Annotated in this window: 25 protein-coding genes; all 25 read left to right on the top strand. The window is 31.6% G+C overall.

Features of this window, described 5'->3' with window-relative positions:
• Positions 1–11 precede the first annotated feature (11 nt).
• The 25 genes from ABWP20_RS04270 (at position 12) to ABWP20_RS04150 (ending at position 26,369) form a co-directional block, all read left to right on the top strand.
• The gene (locus tag ABWP20_RS04270) at positions 12–2,171 is read left to right on the top strand and encodes a penicillin-binding transpeptidase domain-containing protein (RefSeq protein ID WP_353094076.1); all 2,160 of its coding nucleotides are present in this window, start codon (positions 12–14) and stop codon (positions 2,169–2,171) included.
• Positions 2,172–2,253: 82 nt separating this feature from the next.
• A complete protein-coding gene (locus tag ABWP20_RS04265) occupies positions 2,254–3,714 on the top strand; it encodes a UDP-N-acetylmuramoyl-L-alanyl-D-glutamate--2,6-diaminopimelate ligase (RefSeq protein WP_353094074.1) in 1,461 nt (486 codons plus the stop codon).
• 34 nt (positions 3,715–3,748) lie between these two features.
• Positions 3,749–4,714 carry a phospho-N-acetylmuramoyl-pentapeptide-transferase gene (mraY, locus tag ABWP20_RS04260; RefSeq protein WP_353094072.1) on the top strand — a complete coding sequence of 322 codons (966 nt, stop codon included), beginning with the start codon at positions 3,749–3,751 and terminating at the stop codon, positions 4,712–4,714.
• Positions 4,715–4,759: 45 nt separating this feature from the next.
• Positions 4,760–6,094: a UDP-N-acetylmuramoyl-L-alanine--D-glutamate ligase gene (murD, locus tag ABWP20_RS04255; protein WP_353094070.1), complete on the top strand. Its 1,335-nt coding sequence runs from the start codon at positions 4,760–4,762 to the stop codon at positions 6,092–6,094.
• Between the two features lies 1 nt (position 6,095).
• Entirely contained in the window at positions 6,096–7,223 is a 1,128-nt protein-coding gene (gene ftsW / locus ABWP20_RS04250; protein WP_353094068.1) for a putative lipid II flippase FtsW, read from the top strand.
• Between the two features lie 5 nt (positions 7,224–7,228).
• On the top strand, positions 7,229–8,332 hold the full coding sequence (murG, locus tag ABWP20_RS04245; RefSeq protein WP_353094067.1) for an undecaprenyldiphospho-muramoylpentapeptide beta-N-acetylglucosaminyltransferase: 1,104 nt from the start codon (positions 7,229–7,231) through the stop codon (positions 8,330–8,332).
• Positions 8,333–8,408: 76 nt separating this feature from the next.
• Entirely contained in the window at positions 8,409–9,662 is a 1,254-nt protein-coding gene (gene murA, locus ABWP20_RS04240) for a UDP-N-acetylglucosamine 1-carboxyvinyltransferase (protein WP_353094065.1), read from the top strand.
• A gap of 49 nt (positions 9,663–9,711) precedes the next feature.
• Complete coding sequence (locus tag ABWP20_RS04235) at positions 9,712–10,473, top strand: cell division protein FtsQ/DivIB (RefSeq protein ID WP_353094063.1); 762 nt, start codon at positions 9,712–9,714, stop codon at positions 10,471–10,473.
• 1 nt (position 10,474) lies between these two features.
• Positions 10,475–11,206: a DUF881 domain-containing protein gene (locus tag ABWP20_RS04230; protein WP_353094061.1), complete on the top strand. Its 732-nt coding sequence runs from the start codon at positions 10,475–10,477 to the stop codon at positions 11,204–11,206.
• Positions 11,207–11,217: 11 nt separating this feature from the next.
• Positions 11,218–11,943: a DUF881 domain-containing protein gene (locus ABWP20_RS04225; RefSeq protein WP_353094059.1), complete on the top strand. Its 726-nt coding sequence runs from the start codon at positions 11,218–11,220 to the stop codon at positions 11,941–11,943.
• Positions 11,936–12,289, top strand: a complete 354-nt coding sequence (locus ABWP20_RS04220; protein ID WP_503012510.1) for a small basic family protein — start codon at positions 11,936–11,938, stop codon at positions 12,287–12,289. Before ABWP20_RS04225 ends, ABWP20_RS04220 begins: the two co-directional genes overlap by 8 nt.
• A 58-nt stretch (positions 12,290–12,347) precedes the next feature.
• A complete protein-coding gene (gene ftsZ, locus ABWP20_RS04215; protein WP_353094055.1) occupies positions 12,348–13,451 on the top strand; it encodes a cell division protein FtsZ in 1,104 nt (367 codons plus the stop codon).
• A 138-nt stretch (positions 13,452–13,589) separates the two neighbouring features.
• Complete coding sequence (locus ABWP20_RS04210) at positions 13,590–14,513, top strand: sigma-E processing peptidase SpoIIGA (protein WP_353094053.1); 924 nt, start codon at positions 13,590–13,592, stop codon at positions 14,511–14,513.
• Positions 14,497–15,213, top strand: a complete 717-nt coding sequence (gene sigE, locus ABWP20_RS04205; protein ID WP_503012509.1) for an RNA polymerase sporulation sigma factor SigE — start codon at positions 14,497–14,499, stop codon at positions 15,211–15,213. The genes ABWP20_RS04210 and sigE overlap by 17 nt, the downstream gene beginning before the upstream one ends.
• Before the next feature lie 97 nt (positions 15,214–15,310).
• Positions 15,311–16,084: an RNA polymerase sporulation sigma factor SigG gene (gene sigG, locus ABWP20_RS04200; RefSeq protein ID WP_353094051.1), complete on the top strand. Its 774-nt coding sequence runs from the start codon at positions 15,311–15,313 to the stop codon at positions 16,082–16,084.
• A 236-nt stretch (positions 16,085–16,320) separates the two neighbouring features.
• A complete protein-coding gene (locus ABWP20_RS04195; RefSeq protein WP_353094049.1) occupies positions 16,321–16,569 on the top strand; it encodes a YlmC/YmxH family sporulation protein in 249 nt (82 codons plus the stop codon).
• Between the two features lie 56 nt (positions 16,570–16,625).
• Entirely contained in the window at positions 16,626–17,096 is a 471-nt protein-coding gene (gene nrdR / locus ABWP20_RS04190; RefSeq protein WP_353094047.1) for a transcriptional regulator NrdR, read from the top strand.
• A 4-nt stretch (positions 17,097–17,100) separates the two neighbouring features.
• Positions 17,101–17,838 carry a peptidoglycan editing factor PgeF gene (pgeF, locus tag ABWP20_RS04185; RefSeq protein WP_353094046.1) on the top strand — a complete coding sequence of 246 codons (738 nt, stop codon included), beginning with the start codon at positions 17,101–17,103 and terminating at the stop codon, positions 17,836–17,838.
• A 15-nt stretch (positions 17,839–17,853) separates the two neighbouring features.
• Positions 17,854–19,278, top strand: a complete 1,425-nt coding sequence (locus tag ABWP20_RS04180; protein WP_353094044.1) for a sigma-54 interaction domain-containing protein — start codon at positions 17,854–17,856, stop codon at positions 19,276–19,278.
• A 197-nt stretch (positions 19,279–19,475) separates the two neighbouring features.
• Positions 19,476–20,525 (top strand): 2,4-diaminopentanoate dehydrogenase, encoded by a 1,050-nt coding sequence (ord, locus tag ABWP20_RS04175; RefSeq protein WP_353094042.1) that lies wholly within the window; start codon positions 19,476–19,478, stop codon positions 20,523–20,525.
• 167 nt (positions 20,526–20,692) lie between these two features.
• Positions 20,693–20,998 carry a 2-amino-4-oxopentanoate thiolase subunit OrtA gene (gene ortA / locus ABWP20_RS04170; RefSeq protein WP_353094040.1) on the top strand — a complete coding sequence of 102 codons (306 nt, stop codon included), beginning with the start codon at positions 20,693–20,695 and terminating at the stop codon, positions 20,996–20,998.
• Positions 20,999–21,000: 2 nt separating this feature from the next.
• On the top strand, positions 21,001–22,419 hold the full coding sequence (gene ortB, locus ABWP20_RS04165; RefSeq protein ID WP_353094038.1) for a 2-amino-4-oxopentanoate thiolase subunit OrtB: 1,419 nt from the start codon (positions 21,001–21,003) through the stop codon (positions 22,417–22,419).
• Positions 22,420–22,433: 14 nt separating this feature from the next.
• Entirely contained in the window at positions 22,434–22,799 is a 366-nt protein-coding gene (locus tag ABWP20_RS04160; protein WP_353094036.1) for an ornithine aminomutase subunit alpha, read from the top strand.
• Complete coding sequence (gene oraE, locus ABWP20_RS04155) at positions 22,799–25,015, top strand: D-ornithine 4,5-aminomutase subunit OraE (RefSeq protein WP_353094034.1); 2,217 nt, start codon at positions 22,799–22,801, stop codon at positions 25,013–25,015. Before ABWP20_RS04160 ends, oraE begins: the two co-directional genes overlap by 1 nt.
• On the top strand, positions 25,005–26,369 hold the full coding sequence (locus ABWP20_RS04150; RefSeq protein ID WP_353094032.1) for a GlmL-related ornithine degradation protein: 1,365 nt from the start codon (positions 25,005–25,007) through the stop codon (positions 26,367–26,369). The genes oraE and ABWP20_RS04150 overlap by 11 nt, the downstream gene beginning before the upstream one ends.
• Position 26,370 lies beyond the last annotated feature (1 nt).

Raw genomic sequence — 26,370 nt, 5'->3', positions numbered from 1 at the left:
GAGGTGTTATCTTGGGAAAACCAAGCTACTCATCTAAGAAAAGATTATTGTTTGTTTTTGGTGTAGTGATTCTTGTTTCTATACTTTTAATAGGAAGATTAGGTTATCTACAAATAGTGAGGGCTGAAGAATTAAAAAAAGGTGCATTAGAGCAGTGGACTAAGGGAATAACTATAAAATCAAAAAGAGGAGTTATTTATGATAGAAAAGGTAAGAAACTAGCAGTAAGTGTTAGTTCAGCAACTGTATGGGCTAGTCCGGCAGATATAAAGGATCCTCATGAAACAGCAAAAGAGGTAGCAAGGGTATTAAATTTAGATGAAGAAGTAGTATATACTAAAATTACTAAAAAGATTAGAACAGAAAGAATTAAACAGTGGATAACTAAGGAAGAAGCTTTAGAATTAAGAAAGTTAAAACTATCAGGTATTGATATAGTTGATGATAACAGGAGATATTATCCTTATGGAAATTTTGCTTCTTTTGTATTAGGTTTTACTGATGTTGACAATAATGGCTTATATGGGGTTGAAAGAACTTATGATAAATACTTAACTGGTACACCAGGAAAATGGGTTAAAATAACTGATGCTGCAAGTAGACAATTGCCCTTTGATGGTGAGAAAATATATGAGGCATCAGATGGTTTATCAGTTGTTCTAACTATAGATGAAACTATACAACATTTTGCAGATAAGGCAGCAGAAGAGGCTTTAGTAGCCACAAATGCTAAGAATATTTCTATTATAATGATGGAGCCAAAAACAGGGGATATTTTAGCAATGTCTTCTAAGCCAGATTATGATCCTAATGACCCAAGAACTCCAATAAATGAAGAAACTAAAAGAGAATGGGAAACTTTACCACAGGAGGAACTTCAAAAACGTTGGTATGATATGTGGAGAAACTTCGCAATCAATGATATTTATGAGCCGGGTTCCACATTTAAAGTAATTACTGCAGCTGCTGCTCTAGAAGAAAATGCTGCTAATCCAAATTCTAGTTTTTATTGCAATGGATTTGTAAGAGATATAAAAGGTGTGACATTGAAGTGTGCTAGATGGTATAATCCTCATGGAGCTCAAACACTTGTAGAGGCTATGAATAATTCTTGTAACGTAGCTTTTGTTGACTTAGGTAGGAGAGTGGGAAAAGAACGTTTATATAAATACATAAAGGGGTTTGGATTTGGGGAAAAGACAGATGTAGATTTAAATGGTGAGCAGTCAGGAATTATTCCATCTAATATAGATAGCATAAAGGAAGCAACTTTAGCTACTATGTCTTATGGTCATAGTATAGCAGTTACTCCTTTGCAATTAATTAATGCAGTATCTTCCATTGTAAATGGTGGTAATCTAATGAAACCACGACTTGTAAAAGAATTAATAGATGATGAAGGAAAAATTGTAGAGACTTTTGAGCCAGTAATAAAAAGAAAGGTTGTATCAGAATCAACTTCTAAAACTATGTTGGAGATGTTAGGGAGCGTAGTAAGTAAAGGTACAGGTAGCAATGCTTATATTCCTGGGTTTAGAGTAGGTGGAAAAACAGGTACTGCTCAGAAGATCATTGATGGTGGATATGCACCAGGTAAATATATTGGTTCTTTTGTAGGTGTAGCTCCAGTAGATGATCCTCAGGTAGTAATATTAGTTGTAGTAGATGATCCTGTTGGTCCATACTATGGAGGAACTGTAGCAGCACCTATAGCTAAGAATGTATTAGAAGAAACATTAAATTATCTTGAAATTGCCCCAGTTTTTACAGATGAGGAGAAAAAAGAAACTAGTGAAAAGGTAATAGTGCCAGATATAAGAAATAAGAAAATAGGAGACGCTGGAAAGATTTTAACCGATATGGAATTAAAATATACTACTGAATATTTAGATTTAACCTCTGAATCAATTGTAATAGATCAATTTCCACTACCAAAGACAGAAGTTCAAAAAGGCTCTATAGTAGATTTGTATTTAAATGAAAAAATAGGAGAAAAAGTTATGATGCCTAATCTTACTGGAAGGGATAAAGAAGATGTAATTAAAATCCTTGATGAGTTAAATCTGAACTATGAGTTAAAGGGAGAAGGAAAGGTTAAGGAGCAAAATCCAATGCCAGGTGAAGAGATTCCTATTAACACAAAAATAGAGGTTGAATTTGGCGAGACATAAGAGTAATATAATTAGAGGCAACTTAAGTGGAGTTGCCTTTTAATTAAATTCTCCAATAAGGACAAGAGAAAGTAGGTGTGATATGAATCTAAAGGACATATTAAAGGATTATACATTCAAATTAATTAAAGGAAATGTAGATATTAATATAACTGGAATTGAGAATGATTCGAGAAAAGTAAAGAAAGGCAATCTGTTTATTGCAGAAGAGGGGTTTACTGTAGATGGACATGATTATGTTCATAAGGCAGTAGAAAACGGAGCTATTGCTATAGTTATTGAAAGAGAAGTACCTATTGAAGGAGATGTTGCAGTAATAAAGGTAGAAGATTCAATAGATGCATTAGCAAGATTTTCTGGCATATTTCATAAAGAGCCATGGAAAGATTTAAAAATGATAGGTATAACTGGAACTAATGGAAAGACTTCTATAACCTATTTTATCAGAAGTATACTGGAAGTAAATAAGAATAAAGTAGGAATTATTGGGACTATTGGAGCGGTTGTAGAAAATGAAAATGTTAAGCTTAATAATACTACGCCAAATTCTTTAGTTATACATGATTTGTTAAAGAAAATGGTAGATGTAGAAACAGATGCTTGTATTATGGAAGTTTCATCCCATTCCTTAGAGCTAAAAAGAGTAGAATATATGGATTTCCAAATAGGAATATTTACTAATCTAACTAAGGATCATTTAGACTACCATAAGACTATGGAAAAATATTTTAATAGCAAGTTAAAACTTTTCTATAAGACAAATAAATTTAATATAATAAATATAGATGATATTTATGGGAAAAAGATTGCTGAAATAGTAGGAAAAAGACTACCTTTGTTAACATATGGTATAGAAACAAAAGCTGATATTTTTGCTACTAATATAGAATTTGCTTTGTCTAAAGTTAAATTTACTTTAAACACTCCTAAGGGAAGTACTAATATAGTTTTAAATGTACCTGGAGAATTTAGTGTATATAATGCATTGGCTGCTGCAGCATGTGCATATTCATATGGCGTTTCCTTAGAGGTTATTAAAAATGGGTTAGAGGCTGTTGAAGGAATAAAGGGAAGATTTGAAGTTGTTCCTACTAATACAGATTATACCGTTATTATTGATTTTGCTCATACTGCAGATGGACTGGAAAAAGTACTTACAGTTATTGATAAATTTGCACAGGGCAGAAAAATTGTTATTTTTGGGGCAGGAGGAAATAGAGATAAGACAAAGAGACCTGAAATGGGAGAAACCGTAGGTCATCATGCGGATTTATCCATAGTTACATCAGATAATCCAAGGTATGAAGATCCAGAAATGATAATAGAAGATATTTTAGTAGGGACAAAAAAATCTGGTGGAAAGTATGTAAAAATTGTAGATAGAATAGAAGCTATAAAGTATGCCTTAGATAATGCTATGTCTAAAGATATAATATTGCTAGCTGGAAAAGGACATGAAACTTATACAATAATTGGAGGCAAAACTATTCCATGTGATGAAAGACAAATTGTTCTTGATTATTTAAATTCAAAGAATAATTAACAATTGGATTAGATACTTGAGAGGAGAAAATTAAATGATTGAATATATAGATATTTTTAGAACAATTTCTATTTCTTTTTTAGTCACCCTTATTCTTGGACCAATTATAATTCCATTATTGAGGAAACTTAAGATTGGGCAAAGTGTTAGAAATGATGGACCTCAGACTCATCTTAAAAAATCTGGAACTCCTACTATGGGTGGAATTATTATATTTATAGCATTAGTTATTACAGTCTTGACTTCTGGAATGGTAAACAAAGACATGTATCTTTTATTAATGGCTACTTTCGGATTTGGTGTAATTGGATTCGTTGACGACTATATTAAAGTAGTTAAGAGAAGGTCCCTAGGACTAAAGGCTTATCAGAAATTAATAGGGCAAGTGATTTTGGCAACTATACTAGCAGTTTATCAGTCATCTACATCTGTTTTAGGGACTAAGTTAATAGTACCTTTCTTGCACAACCAATATTTAGATTTAGGACCACTTTACATTCCTTTTATTGCATTTGTAGTGGTAGGTACTGTAAATAGTGTAAACTTAACTGATGGATTAGATGGTTTAGCATCTGGAGTTACTTTAATAGTATTATCTTTTTTTGGACTTATAGCATTGAATTGGGGTATGGGAAGTATTTCTATATTTTCAACAGCATTAGCAGGGGCGTGTTTAGGATTTTTAATACATAATGCCCATCCAGCAAAAGTCTTTATGGGTGATACTGGATCCCTTGCTTTAGGTGGAGCTGTATCGGCAATAGCTATACTTTTAAATATCCCACTTGTAATTCCCATAGTAGGGGGAGTTTATTTTATGGAGGCATTGTCTGTGATTATACAGGTAACATCATATAAATTAACGGGAAAGAGAGTATTTTTAATGGCACCGTTACATCATCATTATGAGCAGAAAGGTTGGAAAGAAACTAAAGTAGTAGCAGTATTTTGGACTATAACAGTAATTCTTTGTTTAATTGGAATTTTAAGTTTAATTTAAGGAAAGTGAGCTGGTTTTATGTATTTAAAGGACAGAAGGGTTTTAGTGTTTGGGCTTGGTATTTCAGGATTGTCAACTGTAAAAGCTCTTCATAAATTAGGAGCGCAAATAGTAGTTTCTGATTCTAAAACTAAAGAGGAATTGAAAGATTTTTTTGACAAGATTAAAGATATATATGTTGAAAAATATTTGAATACTAATGACATTCCTTTAGAGAATATTGATTTAATAGTTAAGAGTCCTGGTATTTTACCGACAGCTCCTATTTTACTAAAGGCGCAAGAAAGAAATATTGAGGTCATTACTGATATAGAACTGGCATATAGGATTTCTCCTACGGATAATATTATAGCCATAACAGGAACCAATGGAAAAACAACAACAACAACTTTGGTAGGTGAGATTTTTAAAAAAGCTAATTATAATACATATGTGGCAGGAAATATTGGTGTCGGCATATTGTGGGATGTAGTAAACGCTGATAAAGATGATGTTTTTGTAATAGAGGCAAGTAGTTTTCAATTAGAGAACACTATATATTTCAAGCCAAAAGTAAGTCTTATAACCAATATTACACCAGACCATTTAAACTGGCATGGTTCATTAGATAAGTATATTATCGCTAAGAAAAAAGTATTTAAAAACCAAGATAAAAATGATTATACCGTGCTTAATTATGATGATGAAACTATTAGGGAAATGGAAGATGAACTTGGCTCAAATATTATTTGGTTTAGTGCAAATCAAAAACTTGATAATGGAGTATTTATAGAGGGAGATTATATAGTAATAAAGCATGGGAAAGATTTTATTAAGTTATTGCCATATAAGGAATTAAAAATTTTAGGAAAACATAATTTAGAGAATGCATTGGGAGCTGTTGCCATTGCATGGGTTATGGGAATAGATTTAGAGATAATAAAAGAAGTTTTGAAGGAATTCCCAGGGGTAGAACATAGAATTGAATATGTAAAAACTATAAATGAAATATCTTTTTATAATGATTCTAAAGGAACAAATTCTGATTCAACAATAAAGGCAATTGAAGCACTGAATTCTCCCATAATATTAATTGCAGGGGGATATGATAAAGGTGCAGAATTTGATGAACTAATTTTAGCTTTTGATGGAAAGGTTAAAGAATTAATTCTTTTAGGTGCAACCAAGGAAAAAATTAAAGAAACTGCATTAAAACATGGATTTAATAATATACATTTAGTAGAAAGTATGAAAGAAGCAGTTGCTTTATCCTATGACCTTGGCCGAGAAAAGGATAATATTTTATTATCTCCTGCCTGTGCATCCTGGGGGATGTACAATAATTTTGAAGAAAGAGGTCAAGATTTTAAAGATGCTGTTTATGGTCTAAAGGAGGAGTAATATGGCAAAGGGAAAAACAGTGAAAAAGAAAAAAGCTGTTGATTTTAGTTTACTTATGGGAACCCTGATGCTAGTATTTATTGGTATTATAATGGTATTCAGCTCATCTTGGCCAGAAGCCATGCAGGATTTTGGCGATGGATATCTTTTCTTGAAAAAACAAATAATAGCAGCTTCAATAGGTTTAGTTGGAATGATAATTTGTATGAATATTGATTATAAGATTTGGAAGAAATATTCATTTTGGGTATATTTATTGGCTTTGATTTTAGGTGCTTTAATATTCTCACCATTAGGAAAGGAAGCGAAAGGTGCTAGAAGATGGATAAATTTAGGTTTTACAACATTTATGCCTTCTGATGCCATAAAAATTGGCTCAATCATTTTTTTCGCAAATTTTCTTTCAAATAAGAAAGAAAATATAAGAAGCTTAAAACAAGGCACCATACCTGCTTTGATTATTATAGGTATATCCTGCGGTTTTATATATATACAAAAGGACCTAGGAACCACTATTACTTTGGCAGGTGCCTTAATGAGTATGTTCTTTATAGCAGGAATGAATTTATCCCATCTAATTTTTATGGGAGTAGGTCTTGCAGGATTAGGTGTCTTAGTATTATCAGGACCTGATAATGCATATAGACGTAATAGAATAACTGCCTTTAGAGATCCCTTTGCTTATAAGCTTGATATTGGATGGCAGGCAGTACAGTCTTTATATGCCTTAGGTTCAGGAGGACTATTTGGATTAGGATTAGGTAAGAGTAGACAGAAATTTTCATACATTCCAGAATCCTATAATGATTTTATATTTTCAATTATAGGTGAAGAACTAGGATTCTTAGGTACTTTGACTGTTATATTGATATTAATGTTAGTGGTTTGGAGAGGAATACGTATTGCACTTAGTATAGATGATAGTTTTGGGTGTTTCTTAGCATCAGGAATTACAGCTTTAGTGACTGTTCAATCTTTAATTCATATAGCAGTAGTAACATCATCTATACCGACTACAGGAATCACATTACCTTTTATTTCTTATGGAGGTACTTCATTGATGATTTATATGTCTGCTATAGGGATATTGCTAAACATTTCAAGACATGCAAATTTAGATAGGAGCTGAATAATATGAAGTATTTAATTACGGGAGGAGGCACAGGAGGACATATTTATCCTGCCTTAGCCATTGCAAATGAAATAAAGGATAGAGATAAAAATGCTGATATTCTTTATGTTGGTACAAAACAAGGATTGGAATCCGAACTAGTTCCAAAGGAAGGGTTTAAATTTAGAACCATAAGGGTTAAAGGAATGCCTAGAAGAATAAACAAAGAATCTTTTATTGCATTAAAAGAACTTTTCCATGGAATAAATGATGCAAAAAAAATAATAAAAGAGTTTAAACCAGATGTAGTAATAGGAACTGGTGGATATGTATGCGGGCCAGTTGTATATATGGCTAAGAAGAGAAATATTCCAGCAATGATACATGAGCAAAATGCTTTTCCCGGTATTACAAACAAAATTTTATCAAGATATGTTGATAAAGTTGCTGTAACTTTTGATGAAGCAAAGAAATATTTTAAACATCCAGATAGAGTTGTGAATACTGGTAATCCAATTCGTAAGGAAATCATTAATATAAATAAAGAAAAAGCTTATAAAGCATTAAATATAGATAAAGACATACCGTTGATTCTATCGTTTGGAGGAAGTGGAGGGCAAAAAACTCTAAATGATGGAATATATCATTTTATAAAAGAAGCATCAAATAAAAAAGATATACAATTAATACACGTGACAGGTAAAAGATTTTATGATGAATTTATGGATAGAGTGAAGAAAGATAATATAAAATTAAATGATAATATTAGGATTTTTCCATACTTTTATCAAATTCCTGAAGCCATTAATATTGCCTCGCTGGTAGTTACTAGTTCAGGGGCAATTACTTTGGCAGAAATCTCTGCTGTAGGTGTTCCTAGTATTTTAATACCTAAGGCATATACTGCTGAAAACCATCAAGAGTTTAATGCTAGAGCTTTTGAAAATAAGAAAGCCTCAATATTGGTTCTTGAAAAAGATATGAAAGGGGATGTCTTAAAAAATATTATATATGATTTAATTAAGGATAAAAAAAGGTTAGAAGAAATGTTAAGATGCAGTAAACAACTTGGAAAATCAGATGCATCAGAAAGGATTTTTGAAATTATCAATACGATTGTTAAATAATAATATGTAACTTCATTTATGCCAATGCATAATATGGTCATATATACTTATTATGAGCATATGTGGAGGTGGTTAGGTGGAGAAGTATATTATTAATGGTGGCAATAGATTAACAGGTGAAACTTCAATTTTAGGTGCCAAAAATGCAGTATTGCCAATATTGGCTGCTACGGTCATAGGTAAAAATAAAAGTACTATATCGAATATCCCTAATCTAAGGGATGTGGAAATAATGAAGGAAATACTCATAGATTTAGGATGCGATGTTAGTGTAGAGGGAAATACTATGGTAGTTGATTCTAAACCATTGAATCAAATAGTAGTTCAGGAAGAATTAGTTAGAGAAATGAGATCCTCTATTATATTAATGGGTGCCATGCTGGCAAGAACTGGAGAGGTTATTATATCTTATCCGGGAGGTTGTGAAATTGGACCTAGGCCTATAGACTTACATCTCAAAGCCTTAAAAGATATGGGAGCAGAGATTGAGGAATCTCATGGACATTTATATTGTAAGACAACAGGGCTTAGAGGTTGTGATATACAACTGGATTATCCTTCTGTTGGAGCTACAGAAAATATAATCTTAGCTGGTGTAACAGCAGAAGGCACAACTATAATTAGAAATGCAGCTAGGGAACCAGAAATAGTTGATTTACAAAACTACTTAAATAAATCTGGTGCAAGAATTTCGGGAGCTGGAACATCTGTTATTACAATAGAAGGAACAAAGGTTTTTAATGATGTAACACATAGTATAATACCAGATAGAATTGTAACAGGTACAATCATGACTGCTGCAGCAATAACAGGGGGAGATATAATAATTAACAATGTTATTGTAGATCATGTCCTTGGAATTATAGCAAAATTAAAAGAAGCAGGAGTTACTATATATAGTAATGGAAGCTCTATGAAAGTTACAGGACCAAGAAAACTTAATTCTATTGAGATGCTGCAAACCCTTCCTTATCCTGGATTTCCAACGGATATGCAGGCACAAATGATGGCTCTTTTATCAATAGCAAATGGAACTAGTATAATCTCTGAAACAGTGTTTGAAAATAGATTCAAACACGCAGAAGAACTTGCTAGAATGGGTGCCAATATTAAAACATTTGGCAGGATTGCAGTGATTAAAGGGGTAAAAGAGTTAACAGGAGCTAAAACTACATCTAAGGATTTGAGAGGCGGAGCTGCTCTAACATTGGCTGGCCTTGCGGCAAAGGGAACTACGGAAGTTCACGGAATTCATCATATTGAAAGAGGATACGATAATCTTCATCTAACCTTACAAAAACTAGGTGCAGATATTAACAAGGTAAACTAGCAGCTTTTGCTGCTGGTTATCTAGAAGGACAAGCTTAGGGGTGGAAACAATGAAAAAACTTTCACGTGTAGAAAAGAAAATGAGAAGAAGAAGATTTTTTTTTCAAAGTTTATTATTAATATCTTTTATTTTGCTATTGTCTGCATTTGCTCTTAATTCAAATCTTTTCATTATAGATAATATAAAGGTGTTAGGAAATAATAAAGTTCAGAAAGATAATGCAATCAATGTATCTTCCATAAATATTGGAGAAAATATATTTAAGATAAGTACAAGATCCGGAGAAAAAAACTTAAGAAAATTACCATATATAAAAGAAGTAAAAATAAAAAGGAAGTTTCCTAGAGGAATTATTATTGATATTATAGAACGTAAAGCAATAATACAAATAAAAGAAATATCATCTATTATGTTACTTGATATTGAAGGAAATATATTAGATATTGTAGATAGCGAAGATGAAAAATTACCACTATTATTAGGTTTAAATATAGGAGATAAAAAAATAGGAAATAATATATTTTCCATGACAGAAATTAAAGAGGGAATTGAGTTTATAACTGAAGGACAAGCTGCTGGAGTGTTATCAAAAATGAAGAAAATTGATATGGTAGATAATAACAATGTTAATATAGTATTAATTGATGGTATTACTGTTGCCTTTGGTACCCTTTATAATGTAAAATATAAGGTAAGTTTATTAAATGAAATTCTAAAAGATATCGAGGAGAAACAATTACCATGTAAAATGATTTTAATGGATAGAGGAGATAATCCGATTATTGTACTTAATGAAGAAGGGGAGGGATAAAGTGAAAAATGCTAAGGAATATATTGCATTAACTTTGGTATCAATTTTTTTGGGAATTATTTTATCCATCCAGTTTAAAACTATAAATAAAACTATTGGTGAAGGAGTTTTACCTACCCAAAGAGCACAACAATTAGCTCTAGAGTTGAAGAAGGCTCAAAATGAAAGAGAATCCCAAACCAAAAGAATTGAGGAACTGGAAGCTAAAATAAAGCAATATGAAATGGGTGAGGTGGATAAAAACGTATATGCAGAAAATCTATATAAGGATACAATGAAATATAGAATGCTTGCAGGATATTTGGAATTAGAAGGACCTGGAATTGTAATGGAAATAAATGACCCACCTGTAGACTTAGAATATGGTGAAGAATATAGTATAGCAGATGAATTAGATTTAGTGCTTCAAGTAATATCTGTTTTAAATGCAGCCGACGCTGAGGCTATATCCATTAATGATCAAAGATATACGGCTTTTACAGAAATAGAAAAGGCTGGAAATCATATAGAGATTAATGGAGTATCAACAAGTACACCAATTGTTATCAAAGCTATTGGTAAGCCCGAAACCTTAGAGTCTGCTTTAAACCTTAAAGGTGGAATAGTAACATTACTTAGAAATTATGATTACCTTGTTCGAGTAAATCAAGAATCTAATATTGTTATACCTAAATGTAGAAGAATTAAAGAATTTATTTATTCTAATCCAGTTGAAGAAAATACTAAGCAATAGGGGTGATTGTAATGAAAAGAGATAATCCAAAGATCATCCTGACCTTATTTAGTGTAATAGTAGGTGTTTTTATATCTACTCAAATAAAAATGAAACTAGAAACATATGCTCCAGTAACTATTAAATCATTACAAGCTACAAAAGCCGAAATTCTTTCTATCAATAATGAAATTTCTGAACTAAATAAAATGATAAAAGTTAAAGAGGATGAATTGAAATTGTTGGAGAATATTGCAGAAGGTGATGATAATATTATTGATTTCCTTTTAGATGAGCTTAAATACAATAAGGTACATTCTGGACAAACTGCTCTAAAAGGACCAGGCATAGTTATTTCAATGTATGATAATCCAGAGGAAAGAAGCGATGGATATGATCTTAATAATGATATTATCCATGATGCATATATACTGAATATTATAAATGATTTAAGGGTAGCAGGTGCAGAAGCTATAAGTATAAATGGAGAAAGGGTACTTGCTACTTCAGAAATAAAATGTGGTGGTCCTATTATTAGGATAAATGGAAGAAGCTCAGTAACTCCCTTTATTATTAAAGCTATTGGAGATCCCAAACTATTACATGCTTCCGTTGTTGCACCTGGGACTTATGGCGATATATTAAAAAATGTGTATCAAATAGGTTTTGAAACATCAGTAGAGGATTCAATTGTAATTCCGGCTTTTACTGGAATATTAAATTTTAAATATGCTAAAATACTAGGAGAGGGTGATTAAATTGTTTTTTGCACTAATTGGAATTTTAATAGGGGCTATAATAGGCTTCATCTTGCCATATACTTATAATACATCCTACTCACTTTATATATCTGTAGCAATATTAGCTTGCTTAGATTCAGTATTTGGTGGTATAAGGTCTAATCTTGAAAAAAACTTTAATATAAATATATTTATTTCAGGTTTTTTTGGAAATGCAGCATTAGCAGCATTTCTTGCATATTTAGGTGACAGATTAGGGGTGCCTTTATATTATGCTGCCATATTTACATTTGGCGGACGACTCTTTGAAAATTTTGCAAAGATTAGGAGGATTTTACTATTTAAAAGAAAAGAATCTAATTAATTTATAGAAATTTATATTAAGTATGAGAGTATCTATAATAATACAAGGGGGAAAAAGAATGTTTGATTTTGATGTTGATGTAGATCAATTTGCTAAGATAAAAGTTATTGGTGTCGGCGGTGGAGGCAATAATGCGGTAAATAGAATGGTTGAACATGGAGTTAGAGGTATTGATTTTATTGCATTGAATACAGATAGACAAGCACTATATTCCTCAAAAGCAGAAGTGAAACTTCAAATAGGAGAAAAATTAACTAGGGGATTAGGTGCTGGCGCTAATCCAGATATTGGAGCAAAGGCTGCAGAAGAGAATAGAAATGAAATTATGGAAATTCTTAAGGGTGCTGATATGATATTTATTACTGCTGGGATGGGTGGCGGGACTGGTACAGGAGCAGCACCGATTGTTGCAGAAATAGCTAAGGAATTAGGTATTCTTACAGTAGGCGTAGTTACTAAGCCATTTACATTTGAAGGACCTAGAAGGTTAAAACATGCTGAACAAGGAATAGAAGAACTGAAGTCTAAAGTGGACACTTTAGTTACTATACCAAATGATAGATTGCTTCAAGTTTCAGATAAGAAGACTACAATGGTTGAAGCATTTGTAATGGCAGATGAGGTTCTTAAACAAGGAATACAAGGAATATCAGATTTAATAGCAGTTCCTAATCTTATAAATTTGGACTTTGCGGATGTTAAGACAATAATGCATGATAAAGGTATTGCTCATATGGGGATAGGCCAATCAGCAGGAGATAATAGAGCTACAGAGGCTGCAAAACAGGCAATAAAATCTCCGTTGTTGGAAACTTCCATAGAAGGTGCAAAATCTGTACTGCTAAATATTACAGGTGGAGAAGATTTAGGTATTTTTGAAGTTAATGAAGCTGCAGATCTAATTAGATCTGCTGTAGATAAAGATGCAAATATAATATTTGGTGCAGGTATTGATGAAACTCTAAAAGATGAAATTAAAATAACTGTTATTGCAACAGGATTCGATATATTATCTGTGGATAAAAATAATATGAAATCAGGAATAAATGATAATAGTATTAATAATAATGTTAATGATAATGCGAAAGATGAGGCAGCCACTGATCTTGATAGTGATGAACTAGATATTCCAATTTTCCTTAGAAGAAGAGATAAAAAATGATTGTAATAAAAATAGGTAGAAAAACGTATCTTATTGGTGAGATACGTTTTTTATTTTGCCTATAAAATGACAAAAAAAATAGATTCTATGTCCTATAATCTTTATTAAGGAATAAAATAAATCAAAGGAGGTATTCCTTTGTATATAATAGCAGAATATTTATTCATTGAAAATTTTATTATAAACTATGCTATATTGCAAAGCACAAAAATTGTTACTAGAACAAAAGCAAAGAGAAGTAGAATTTTCATCACCGCAGCAATATCTGCATTATACCCATTTGCCTTATTCTTTCCGTCCTTAAGCTTTCTTACAAAATTTTATATAAAAATGCTTATATCAATTATTATAGTAAAACTAGCATATAATTCTAAGTCTATGGTTCTCTATATAAAACAGCTATCTGCTTTTTATGTTATATCTTTCATATTCGCAGGAGCAAGTATTGGTTTTTATTATTTTAATAATAATTATCACAATATATTGTTTAATCCTGATAAAACAGTAGGTGGATTTCCTGTTAAATATATAATATTAGGAGTAATATTAGGTGGAATTATGATTAAAAACATGGTTCATTATTATCAAGAAAAATTATCACAAGAAAAGGAATTGCTAGAGGTAACTATTTACTTAAATAATAAAAGCTCAACTTTTACAGCATTGACTGATACAGGTAATTCATTAATCGAACCATTATCTAAATTACCAGTTTTTGTTGTAGAATATAGTGTTCTAAATGATTTATTACCTGAACCAATAAAACAAATCTTCAATTGTAAGAAAGAAAATGATTTTATTGCTATAGAAAAAGTTATTAAGGAACTAAGAGAAGAATTAATGATTAGATTTATTCCATATAAATCAATTGGTTCAAATAATGGCATGCTAATAGGATTTAAACCGGATTATATATCTATTTTGGATAATGGTTTTGAAAAAATCCATGATGAGTTATTAATAGGGATTTTTAATGATAAGCTTTCCATAGATAATAAATATAGTGGCTTATTAAATTTGAGTATATTAAATAGGGGGAATTTGTATGCTAATAAAAATTAAAATGAAATTACATATGTTATTAAATAGGATATTAAATAAGTTAAAATTAAATAGAGGAATTTATTATATTGGCAGTGGAGAAGTATTACCTCCGCCTTTAAAACCTGAAGAAGAAGAATATTATTTATCCTTACTGAAAGAAGATGAAAGTGTTAAAGGTGTTCTTATTGAAAGAAATTTAAGACTTGTAGTATATATAGCAAGAAAGTTTGAAAATACTAAAATATCTATAGAAGACCTTATTTCAATAGGTACAATAGGATTAATTAAAGCTGTAAATACATTTGATCCAGATAAAAATATAAAGCTGGCTACATATGCATCGAAGTGTATAGAAAATGAAATATTAATGTATTTAAGGCGAACTAGCAAAATGAAATCAGAGATATCATTAGATGAACCATTAAACATTGATTGGGATGGAAATGAACTTTTACTATCAGATATTTTAGGTACCGATGGGGATATAATTTTTAAAGATATTGAGATGGAAGTAGATAAAACACTTCTTAAACAAGCAATAGATAGACTATCTAGCAGGGAAAAAGTCATAATAGAGATGAGGTTTGGTCTTTATAATGGAAAAGAAAAGACTCAAAAAGAAGTAGCAGATTTACTAGGCATTTCCCAATCATATATATCTAGGTTAGAAAAAAGGATAATAAAAAGGCTTAGGAAAGAAATGGTAAAATTGATGTAAATTGGTCTGCCTCTAATATTATTTTTTGAATAAAAATAATATTAGAGGCAATAATTTTATACGAAAGGGGCAATACAGCATGAAAGGATGAATGTAAATGCATATGTCTAAAGTGGAGATATGTGGAGTAAATACTTCAAAGCTTCCAGTACTAACTAATGAAGAAATGCAAAAATTATTTATTAAAATAAAGGCGGGAGATTTGAAGGCAAGGGAAGAATTCATACAAGGTAATTTAAGATTGGTACTTAGTATTATTCAGAGATTTAATAGACGAGGAGAACATGTTGATGATTTATTTCAGGTAGGCTGTATTGGTTTAATAAAAGCTATTGATAATTTTGATTTAAGTCAAAATGTACGCTTTTCCACTTATGCTGTACCTATGATTATAGGAGAAATAAGAAGATATTTAAGGGACAATAATTCAATCAGGGTGTCAAGATCCCTTAGAGATATTGCCTATAAAGCTTTAAATGCCAGAGAACAGTTGATTAATAGAAATTCTAAAGAACCTACCATATATGAAATAGCAGAGGAGCTGAACCTTCCAAAGGAAGATGTAGTATTTGCATTAGAAGCAATTCAAGAACCAGTTTCCTTATTTGAGCCAATATTTCATGATAGTGGCGATGCCATATTTGTAATGGATCAAGTTAAGGATGAAAAAGCTGAAGATGAAATATGGCTGAGAGAAATAGCACTTAGAGAAGCTATGGATAAATTGAATAATAGAGAAAAACAGATTTTAAATTTAAGATTCTATGAGGGAAAAACTCAAATGGAAGTTGCAGAAGAAATAGGGATTTCACAGGCACAAGTATCAAGACTTGAAAAAAATGCATTAAGACAAATGAGAAAATATGTTTAATACCATAAAAGTTATCAAGATAAAATTTGAGTTATAAAAGATTTCATAGAATTATTTAACAGAAATAGATTTGCAGATAAATATGCAAATCTATTTTTCTGTTATTGTACTTTATAAACCTAGAAATTTAATTTTATTTCATTTAATTAGTTCTGCTTCATTAAATTTTAGTCATATTTTCATTTTATTATGATATATACATAGTATAGGGTAAATAACTAGAAAGAGGTGGGATTGTGTTAAAATTATCAGAAATAAGAGAAAAGGAAATAATAAATATAAATAATGGTGAAAGAATGGGATATATTGATGATTTTGAGTTGAATTTAGAGGAAGGGCGTGTAGATGCAATAGTAATAAATGGAATGGGAAGAGTTTTAGGTTTCTTTGGAAAGAATTCTGAAATGGTTATAGCTTGGAATGATATAATAAAAATAGGTACAGATACTATTTTAGTTGATTATAAGAATGAAATATCTGGTTAGACATTTTATATTCATTATAATATAATAAGCTATAGAAGACTAAAAGAGGTGAAAATATGAAATGCCCATTTTGTTCATACTTTGAATCAAAGGTAGTTGATTCTAGACCTACTGACGAAGGACAAACCATTCGTAGAAGGCGGGAATGTATAAAATGTAATAAGAGGTTTACCACATATGAGAAAATCGAGGAAATACCTCTTATTATAGTGAAGAAGAATGGAAATAGAGAATCCTATGATAGAAATAAATTATTAAATGGCATAATAAAAGCTTGTGAAAAAAGACCTGTTTCAATGAGTACCATTGAAAATGTAGTAGATGAAGTTGAAAAAAATCTAGATAATTCATTACAAAGAGAGGTTAAATCTGAAAAAATTGGAGAAATAGTAATGGATAGATTAAAAGATATTGATGAAGTATCATATGTAAGATTTGCATCTGTATATAGACAATTTAAAGATTTGAATTCATTTATGGAAGAACTGAAAAAGATATTAGACGAAGGAAATGAAAATAGGAGATAAGAATATGGGAATTGTAGAAAGATATAAAAATGATATTTTATATTATCAAATAGAAGGATTTAGCTTTGATGAAAATATGAATCATGTTTTTTCCTCAAGGCTTGGTTGGCAGCAGGACAGGTTATTTAATAATTTATCTGAAGTATTTAATATACCTGATGAAAAGATATATAGGGTAAAACAAGTTCACGGAATAGATATTTTGGTTATAGATGATCAGAATAATATGGAAATAAATACGTTAGAAAGAGATGGGCTTATAACAAATAAAAAAGGCATAGCAATTTGTACTTATCATGCTGATTGTGTACCTATTTATTTTTATGATAATGTTAAAGAGGTTATAGCTTTAGCTCATGCAGGTTGGAAGGGAACATTAAGAAATATTAATAAAGTAATAATAGAAAATATGATGAAAAAATTTAATTGTAATATAAAAGATATTTCCGCAGCAATAGGTCCATCTATTGGTTCCTGCTGCTATGAAATCGGACATGATGTAGAAAAACTTTTTAAAGATGAATATCCAAAGTATTCAGATATAATTATATATAAGGATAATAAGGTATATCTAGATTTATGGAAAGTAAATAAGATGAATTTATTAAATCTAGGCATAAAAGATGAAAATATTTATGAAAGTAATTTTTGTACATCTTGTAATATGGATAAATTATATTCGTATAGAGGAGAAAAGGGAACAAAGAATAGGATGATTGCTGCTATAACCTTAAATCCATAAGCTAAGGATGATAGAATGAAAAAAATTGATTTAAATAAAATTATAATGCAAAATATTTTGCATCATGCAGATATAGGTATTCATGTAATAGATAAGGAAAGACGTACTATTATATATAATAAGGTCATGGCTCGTTTGGAGGGCTTAGATACAGAACAGGTTGTTGAAAAGGATATTTTAGAAATCTTTCCAAGTTTAAATGAAGAAACTTCTACATTAATAAAAGTTCTGCATACTGGGGAAGCTATTTTAAATAGCACTCAATCCTATTTGAATTTTAAGGGACAAAGAATAACTACTATAAATTCCACCATACCCCTTTACGCTGATGAAAAGATAATAGGGGCTCTTGAAATAGCTAATAATATAACTCATATTAAAAATTTATCAGATCAATTAATAGAACTGCAAAATGAATTATCGTCAGCAAAATTTTCAAAGAAAAATCTTAAAGCTAAAATAAAGAGATATAATTTTAATGATATTATAGGTGAAGATCCATCTATTTCATTAGCTAAGAAGATAGCAGAAAAAGCTAGTAATTCAAGTTCATCTGTATTGATATACGGGGATACAGGTACAGGTAAAGAACTATTTGCTCAAAGTATTCACTATGGAGGAATAAGAGCTAATAAACCTTTCATAGCTCAAAATTGTGCAGCAATACCCGAAACACTTCTTGAAGGAATATTATTTGGAACCGATAAAGGAGGATTTACTGGAGCCATAGAAAGAGAAGGTATTTTTGAGCAGGCTAATGGGGGAACCTTAATGTTGGATGAAATTAACTCTATGTCCTTATCATTACAAGCAAAGCTTTTAAGGGTGCTGCAGGAAGGATATATAAGACGTGTTGGAGGTATAAAGGATATACCAATTGATGTACGCATAATAGCCACAACAAATGAGGATCCTATAGCAAGTTTAAAAAAAGGAATTCTTAGAAAGGATTTATATTATAGATTAAATGTTATCTTCGTACGGATACCATTATTAATTGAAAGAAGAAATGATATAGTTCTATTAGCAAATCATTTTATTAATAAATATAATCCGCTATTTGGGAAAAAGGTAGAAAACATATCTGAAGATGTATTAAGTTCTTTTATGGAATATTCTTGGCCGGGAAATGTTAGAGAATTAGGTAATGTAATAGAGGGAGCCATGAATATAGTAAGTAGTAATGAAAAAACATTGAAGAGAGAAGATTTTATTTCATCTATTCACATAATGCAAGATAGACCTTTGAAAAATTCGTCTATTTTTCAAGAAAAAAATAAATCCTTACCTAAGATTTTAGAGGATTTGGAGAGAGACATTATATTTAACACTTTAAATAATAATCAATCAAATATATCTAGAACTGCTGAAGAATTAGGAATAAAAAGACAAACTTTACAACATAAATTAAAAAAATACAAAAGTAATGCAAAAATATAAGCGTTTATATGCAAATATTTTTGCGTTTTTTATTTAAAAGATTCTAAATTATTAGAATTTAACTTATTTAAATATTTTAAAGCCTTTAAAATAAAGGATTTCATGAAATAAAGTATATTATTTAAGAGTTGGCAAAAATCTTGCATATATAAATTGTGTAATTAAATTAGGCGAAAATAACTTAGGGAGGTTATAAAATGAGAAAAGATAATGTAAGGGTAATTGTGTGGGGATTAGGAGCAATGGGTAAAGGAATTGCAGAAATGCTTTTAAGCAAAAAAGGTGTAGATATAGTTGGAGCAGTTGTTAGAGGAGAAAAGATAGGGAAATCAATGTATGATTTCTTGGATATTGAAAGGGGACAAAGACCAGATTTACTTACAGGATCATATGAAGATGTAATTAAAGAAGGAGCAGCGGATATAGTTGTAATCGCTACTGATTCTTTTACTAGAGATTCTTTTGATAAAATGAAATATTGCCTTGAAAGAAAAATCAATGTAGTATCTACTGCTGAAGAAATGGCATATCCACAGGCACAAGAACCAGAGTTAGCTAAAGAATTAGATAAAATAGCTAAAGAAAATAAGGTTACAGTACTAGGTACAGGTATTAACCCAGGACTTATTATGGACTTGTTGGTAATTATCTTGACTGGAGCATGTATAGATGTAGAAAGTATTAAGGCTGAGAGAATAAATAATCTTTCACCATTTGGTCCAGCAGTAATGCATGGTCAAGGAGTAGGTATTAGTGTAGATACATTTAATAAAAGGGTAGCAGAAAATGATTTGGCAGGTCATGTAGGTTTTCCAGAGTCAATTACTATGATAGCAAATGCTTTAGGCTGGAAATTAAGTGACGAAATTAAATTAGATAGATCACCTATTGTTTCGTCTGTATATAGAAAAGCTCCTTATGCAGAAGTACAAGCTGGGGATGTAGCAGGATGTAATATGAAGGGATTTGGTTATGTAGACGGCGAAGTGAAAATTGAAATGCTTCATCCACAACAAGTTGAACCCCAATTAGAAGGTGGTACAACAGGAGATTATATAACAATAAAGGGTACTCCAAATATTAATATGCAAATTACACCAGAAGTACCAGGAGGCATTGGAACTATAGCTATGACAGTTAATATGATTCCAAATGTAATTAATGCAAAACCAGGCTTAAAGACAATGATAGATTTGCCAGTTCCAAGGGCTATTATGGGAGACATGAGAGAGCTTATAGAAGACTAATTAATGATGAAGGTGAATGAGTAAATATAAATATATGGGCGAACTATGTTCGCCCAATAACATAGGTTTAAATTAGGATATATATTTTGTATGAATAAAAGGATCTATGTTAAAATGTTATTTGTTATTAATTATTCACTGTATAATAAATTGGAGGGATATAAATAATGGATGCAAAACGTGGTGATTGGGTAAGAATTCATAATATAGTATTGGAAGTAGGACAAAGAGCAACAACTATTCCAGGGGATACACAAAATGTACCATTGGAAATGTGGGTTAAAGGGTTTTTACTTAATGATAGTGCAAATATAGGTGATAAAGTAAAAGTAGAAACTTATATAGGAAGAACAGTAGAAGGTAATTTATTAGAGGTTAATCCTTATTATAAACATGATTTTGGAAAATGTGTTCCCGAACTATTATATATAGGACGTCAAGCAAGGGAATTATTATCAAAGGATGGTGAGTAATAATGGCTAGAGATATGAGTTATGAAGGAGTTATGGCAAGAAAAGATGAGATAATGAAAAAGGCTTTAGGCATAGATTATGAAATATTTGAATCAGGTAGCGTAGCCTTTGATTATGAGAAAATGATGAGAGAAACTGGATATAGCTTACAAGAGATTGAAGAGATTCAAGGAAGAACAGGAGTAGGTAATACACCTGTACTTGAGTTAAGAAATTTAACTAAATTAGCAAGAAAATTTGCACCTAAAGGAAAAGGAGCAAGAATATTTGTTAAAGATGAAGCAAGTAATCCTTCAGGAAGCTTCAAGGCAAGAAGAGCGGCTACAGCATGTTATCATGCGAAAAAATTAGGTTATAAAGGTGTTATAGCTGCTACATCAGGTAATTATGGTGCTGCAGTAGCGTCTCAAGCTGCAATGCAAGGTTTAAAATGTATTATAGTTCAAGAATGTTATGATTCAAGGGGAGTAGGTCAACCGGAAATAATTGAAAAAGCTAGGGCTTGTGAGGCTTATGGTGCAGAAGTAGTTCAACTTACAGTTGGGCCAGAATTATTTTATACTTTCTTAATATTATTAGAAGAAACTGGTTATTTTAATGCTTCTTTATATTCTCCATTTGGAATTGCGGGGGTTGAGACTTTAGGGTATGAATTATCTATGGAATTTAGAGAAAAAGAAGGAAAAGACCCAAATGTTGTAGTTGTTACTAACGCAGGTGGAGGAAACTTAACTGGTACTGCTAGAGGACTTATCAAAGCAGGAGCAACTAATACTCAAATTGTAGGGGCAAGTGTTAGTCTAAAAGGACTTCATATGGCTTCGGATATACAGTTTAATAAAAAATCTTTTACTACTGGACACACAGGATTCGGTATACCTTTTGCTAATTGGCCAGATAGATCAGATGTTCCAAGATCAGCTGCTAGACCATTAAGATATATTGATAGATATGTTACTATGAATCAAGGTACAGTATTCTATATGACTGAATTATTGGCTCAGCTAGAAGGACTTGAAAGAGGACCGGCAGGAAATACTGCTTTATCAGCTGCATTTAAATTAGCCCAAGAAATGGATGAGGACCAAATAATAGTAGTACAAGAAACAGAATATACAGGTGCGGGTAAACATATTAATCCTCAGCTTACATTTGCTAAGGAAAATGGTATAGAAATTTTAATAGGTGATCCAACTGAAGAAATACCTGGAAAAAATATTATATTACCAAAAGACCCATCCTATATTAAACTAGATGAAATAGATTTAGATAGAAATAGAAAGTCTTATATTAGAAATGCTGTAGACCATGTTAATGTAACTAAAGTAAATAAAGAAGACTTAGATTTCCTTGCTGAAGATACAAAATCAAATGTTGAATTTGTTAAGTCTGTATTAGATGAGCTAGGAATAAGTTATTAATAGGAGGTCAGAAAATGAGTAGAACAGATGATTTCGAAGAAAGAAGAAAACATTTGGCTAATTTAACAGAAGAGGAATTAGAACATAGATTTTGGGAATTAGCTGGAAAGATTGTTGATCCGATAGTCGAACTGGCTAGAAAAAATACATCTCCATCCATTGAAAGATCTGTACTATTAAGAATGGGTTTTTCAAGTATCGAAGCCAAATCTATTGTGGACGGGGCAATTGATAGAGGTATTATAGGTAAAGGTGCAGGACATATATTATATAAATTAGCTAAGGAAAAGAATATGGATATTAGAGAAACTGGACTTAAGCTAATTGAAGGTGAAATGTGGGATGATGCAGTAGCTTTGTTTAAAGGAGGTGTCAACTAATGGAATTGAAGCCAAATGAAAAATTAGATATAGAATTTATTCTTAAAGATATTGATAAATATAGGCCTAGAAGAAGAGGTTGGCACTGGAGAGAAGGAGTAGGAGAAAATAGACAGATTGGCAAGTTTAAATATTATGATACATCTGTAAATCTTGAGAATAGCCAACCACTGCCAGCGGCAAAATATTTTGATAGTATAGACCCGCAAAATAAAGCAGTTATTACAACAGAAATTGCTTCAGGTAGATTTGAAGATGATATAAGACGTATGAGAATGGCTGCATGGCATGGAGCAGACCATATAATGGTTATTAGAACTGCAGGACAATCTCATTTTGAAAGTCTTATAGAAGGAACTCCTCAGGGTGTAGGTGGAATTCCTATTTCGAGAAAGCAAGTTAGGGCTCAAAGAAAAGCTTTAGATTTTATAGAAGATGAAGTTGGCAGACCAATTAACTACCATTCATATGTTTCAGGTGTAGCAGGACCAGAAATTGCAGTAATGTTTGCTGAAGAAGGAGTAAATGGAGCGCATCAAGACCCTCAATATAATGTTCTTTATAGAAATATTAATATGGTTAGATCTTTCGTTGATGCAGCAGAGGCAAAACAGGTTATGGCTTGGGCAGATATAGCACAAATAGACGGAGCTCATAATGCAAATGCTACTGCAAGGGAAGCATGGAAGGTAATGCCAGAACTTATGGTACAGCATGCTATAAATTCAATATTCTCTGTAAAAGTTGGAATGAAAAAAGAAAATATCTGTCTTTCAACAGTACCGCCAACAGCACCGCCAGCACCATGTATGAGACTTGATTTGCCTTATGCTGTAGCATTAAGGGACCTTTTTAGAGAATATAAGATGAGAGCACAGATGAATACAAAATACATGGAATCCTCAACTAGAGAAGCCACTGTAACTCATGTACTTAATCTGCTTATTTCTCAATTAACTAGGGCGGATATTCAATCTACAATTACTCCTGATGAAGGAAGAAATGTACCATGGCATATATATAATATTGATGCAGTAGATACAGCGAAACAAGCCTTTGCTGGTATGGATGGATTAGGAGAAATGGTTGAGATTAAAAGGAATAAAGGTGAGTTAGCAGATAAGGTTAGAGAATTAAAGGAAAGAGCTATTCTATTTATGGAAGAAATCCTTGAGGTTGGAGGATATTTCAATGCAGTAGAAGCAGGATTTTTTGTTGACTCTGGATATTATCCAGAAAGAAATGAAGATGGTATAATTAGAAAAGCTGATGCAGGTGTTGGAGTAGGAACTGTATATGAAAGAGATGAAGATTATTTAGCTCCAGTAACTGCTCATTTTGGATATAATAATGTAGCTCAATATGATGAAAAATTAGTAGATAATCCAGCTGCTTTAATTGGTGGCGGAACATTTGAGGACCCATCTAAGATAATATTTATAGATGAATTAGATGAGAATGATAATGTAAATGTAAGATTAGAAGAAGTTAAAGAGCTTAGAACTACATCTAAGATTAAGCCTGAGATGGAATGGTTAGGCGATGGTATAATATTGATCACTTTATTCTTACCTACTGATGAAAGAACGGCAGAATTCGCAGCTATTGAAATAGGTAAGAAAATGGGATTAGAAGATGTGGAAGTAATTCACAAAGAAATAATGCAAGAAGCCGAGGGAACTCGTGTAGAGTTAAAAGGTAAAGTTGCATTTACTATAGATACTAAGGACTTAGTCATACCTCCAAAGCCAAAGGAATTGACTGAAGAAGAAATAAGAGCCGATATAAAGGCTCGACCAATGAAAATAGTTGCAGCAACAGTTGGCGAAGATGAGCATTCCGTAGGAATTCGTGAAATCATAGATATTAAACATGGTGGAATAGAAAGATATGGTATTGAATGTCATATGTTAGGTACATCAATACCAGTTGAAAAATTAGTAGATGCGGCTATAGAATTAAATGCTGATGCTATTCTTTCATCAACAATTATATCTCATGATGATATTCATTATAAAAACATGAAAAAATTACACGAATTATGTATTGAAAAAGGTATAAGAGATAAGATTATTCTTGCAGCCGGCGGAACTCAGGTATCTAATGAATTAGCCATTGAATCAGGCATGGATGTAGGATTCGGAAGAGGAACAAAAGGTTCTCATGTAGCTACCTTCTTAGTTGAGAAGAGAAGAGAGATGTTAAATGAAAGTTGATTTATTAGTTGCCGAAATAGGCAGTACTACAACTGTAGTTAATGCATTTAACGATTTAGAGTCCAATCCTAAGTTTATCGGACAGGGTCAGTCGGCTACCTCTGTTTTAGAGGGAGATGTGAATATTGGACTAATAGGTGCAATAGAAGATTTAGCCAATAACTTTTCTACCCAGTCTATAGACTATAAGGAACTAATAGCTACTAGTTCTGCTGCAGGAGGACTTAGGATGACAGTTCATGGGTTGGTATATGATATGACTGTTAAGGCTGCTAAAGAGGCTGCATTAGGCGCTGGAGCTAATATTAAATTCATTACGGCAGGGAAGATTAGAAAATCTGATTTAAGGAAGATCGAAGAAATAAAACCTAATATTATTTTAATTGCAGGCGGAGTTGATTATGGTGAAAGAGATACAGCACTTCATAATGCAGAGCTTATTGCTGGAATGAATTTAGATATACCAGTAGTATATGCAGGTAATATAGAAAATCATGAGGACATAAAAGATATATTTGAAGATAAAGAAAATGAACTTTATATAGTTGATAATGTCTATCCAAAAATTGACGAACTAAATGTAGAGCCTACAAGAAAGATTATTCAAGAAGTATTTGAAAAACATATAATCCATGCACCTGGTATGGAAAGTGTACGTGATATGGTAAATGGTCCTATTATGCCTACTCCGGGGGCTGTAATGGAAGCCTCTAAGCTTTTATATGATGATATTGGAGATTTAATTACAATAGATGTAGGCGGAGCTACAACAGATGTTCATTCTGTGACAGAAGACAGTGATGAGATATCAAGAATCTTAATAAATCCAGAGCCTAAGGCTAAAAGGACTGTAGAAGGAGATTTAGGTGTCTATGTAAATATGAAGAATATAGTGGAAATGGTAGGGAAAGAAGAACTGGTTAAAGAACTACAGGTTTCAATGGAAGAGTTGGAAGATTTAATTGTCAACCATAGGCCAATTCCAAAAACAGATTTGGAAAAACAATTTGTAGAAGCCTTAACTTTACATGCCACTGTTACAGCAGTGAAAAGACATGCTGGACAGCTTAAACATTTATACGGACCATCAGGTAAGAAGACTATTGCAGAAGGTAAAGATTTAACTAAAACCAAATATATAATAGGTACAGGTGGTGCGCTGACACGATTGCCTAATAGAAAGGTAATACTTAGTGAAATAGCTCTTTCTAATAAAGGAAATGATTTACTTCCAAATACTGAGGCTGAAATACTTATTGATAATCATTATATAATGGCTTCTCTTGGAGTAATGGCTAAAAAATATCCAGAAGAAGCATTAAAGCTTTTGGAAAATAGTCTTAAGGGGGAATAAA

The sequence above is a fragment of the Tissierella praeacuta genome (assembly GCF_040396155.1).
Classification (GTDB): domain Bacteria; phylum Bacillota; class Clostridia; order Tissierellales; family Tissierellaceae; genus Tissierella; species Tissierella praeacuta_A.
This window is presented reverse-complemented; position numbering and strand designations above follow the sequence as displayed.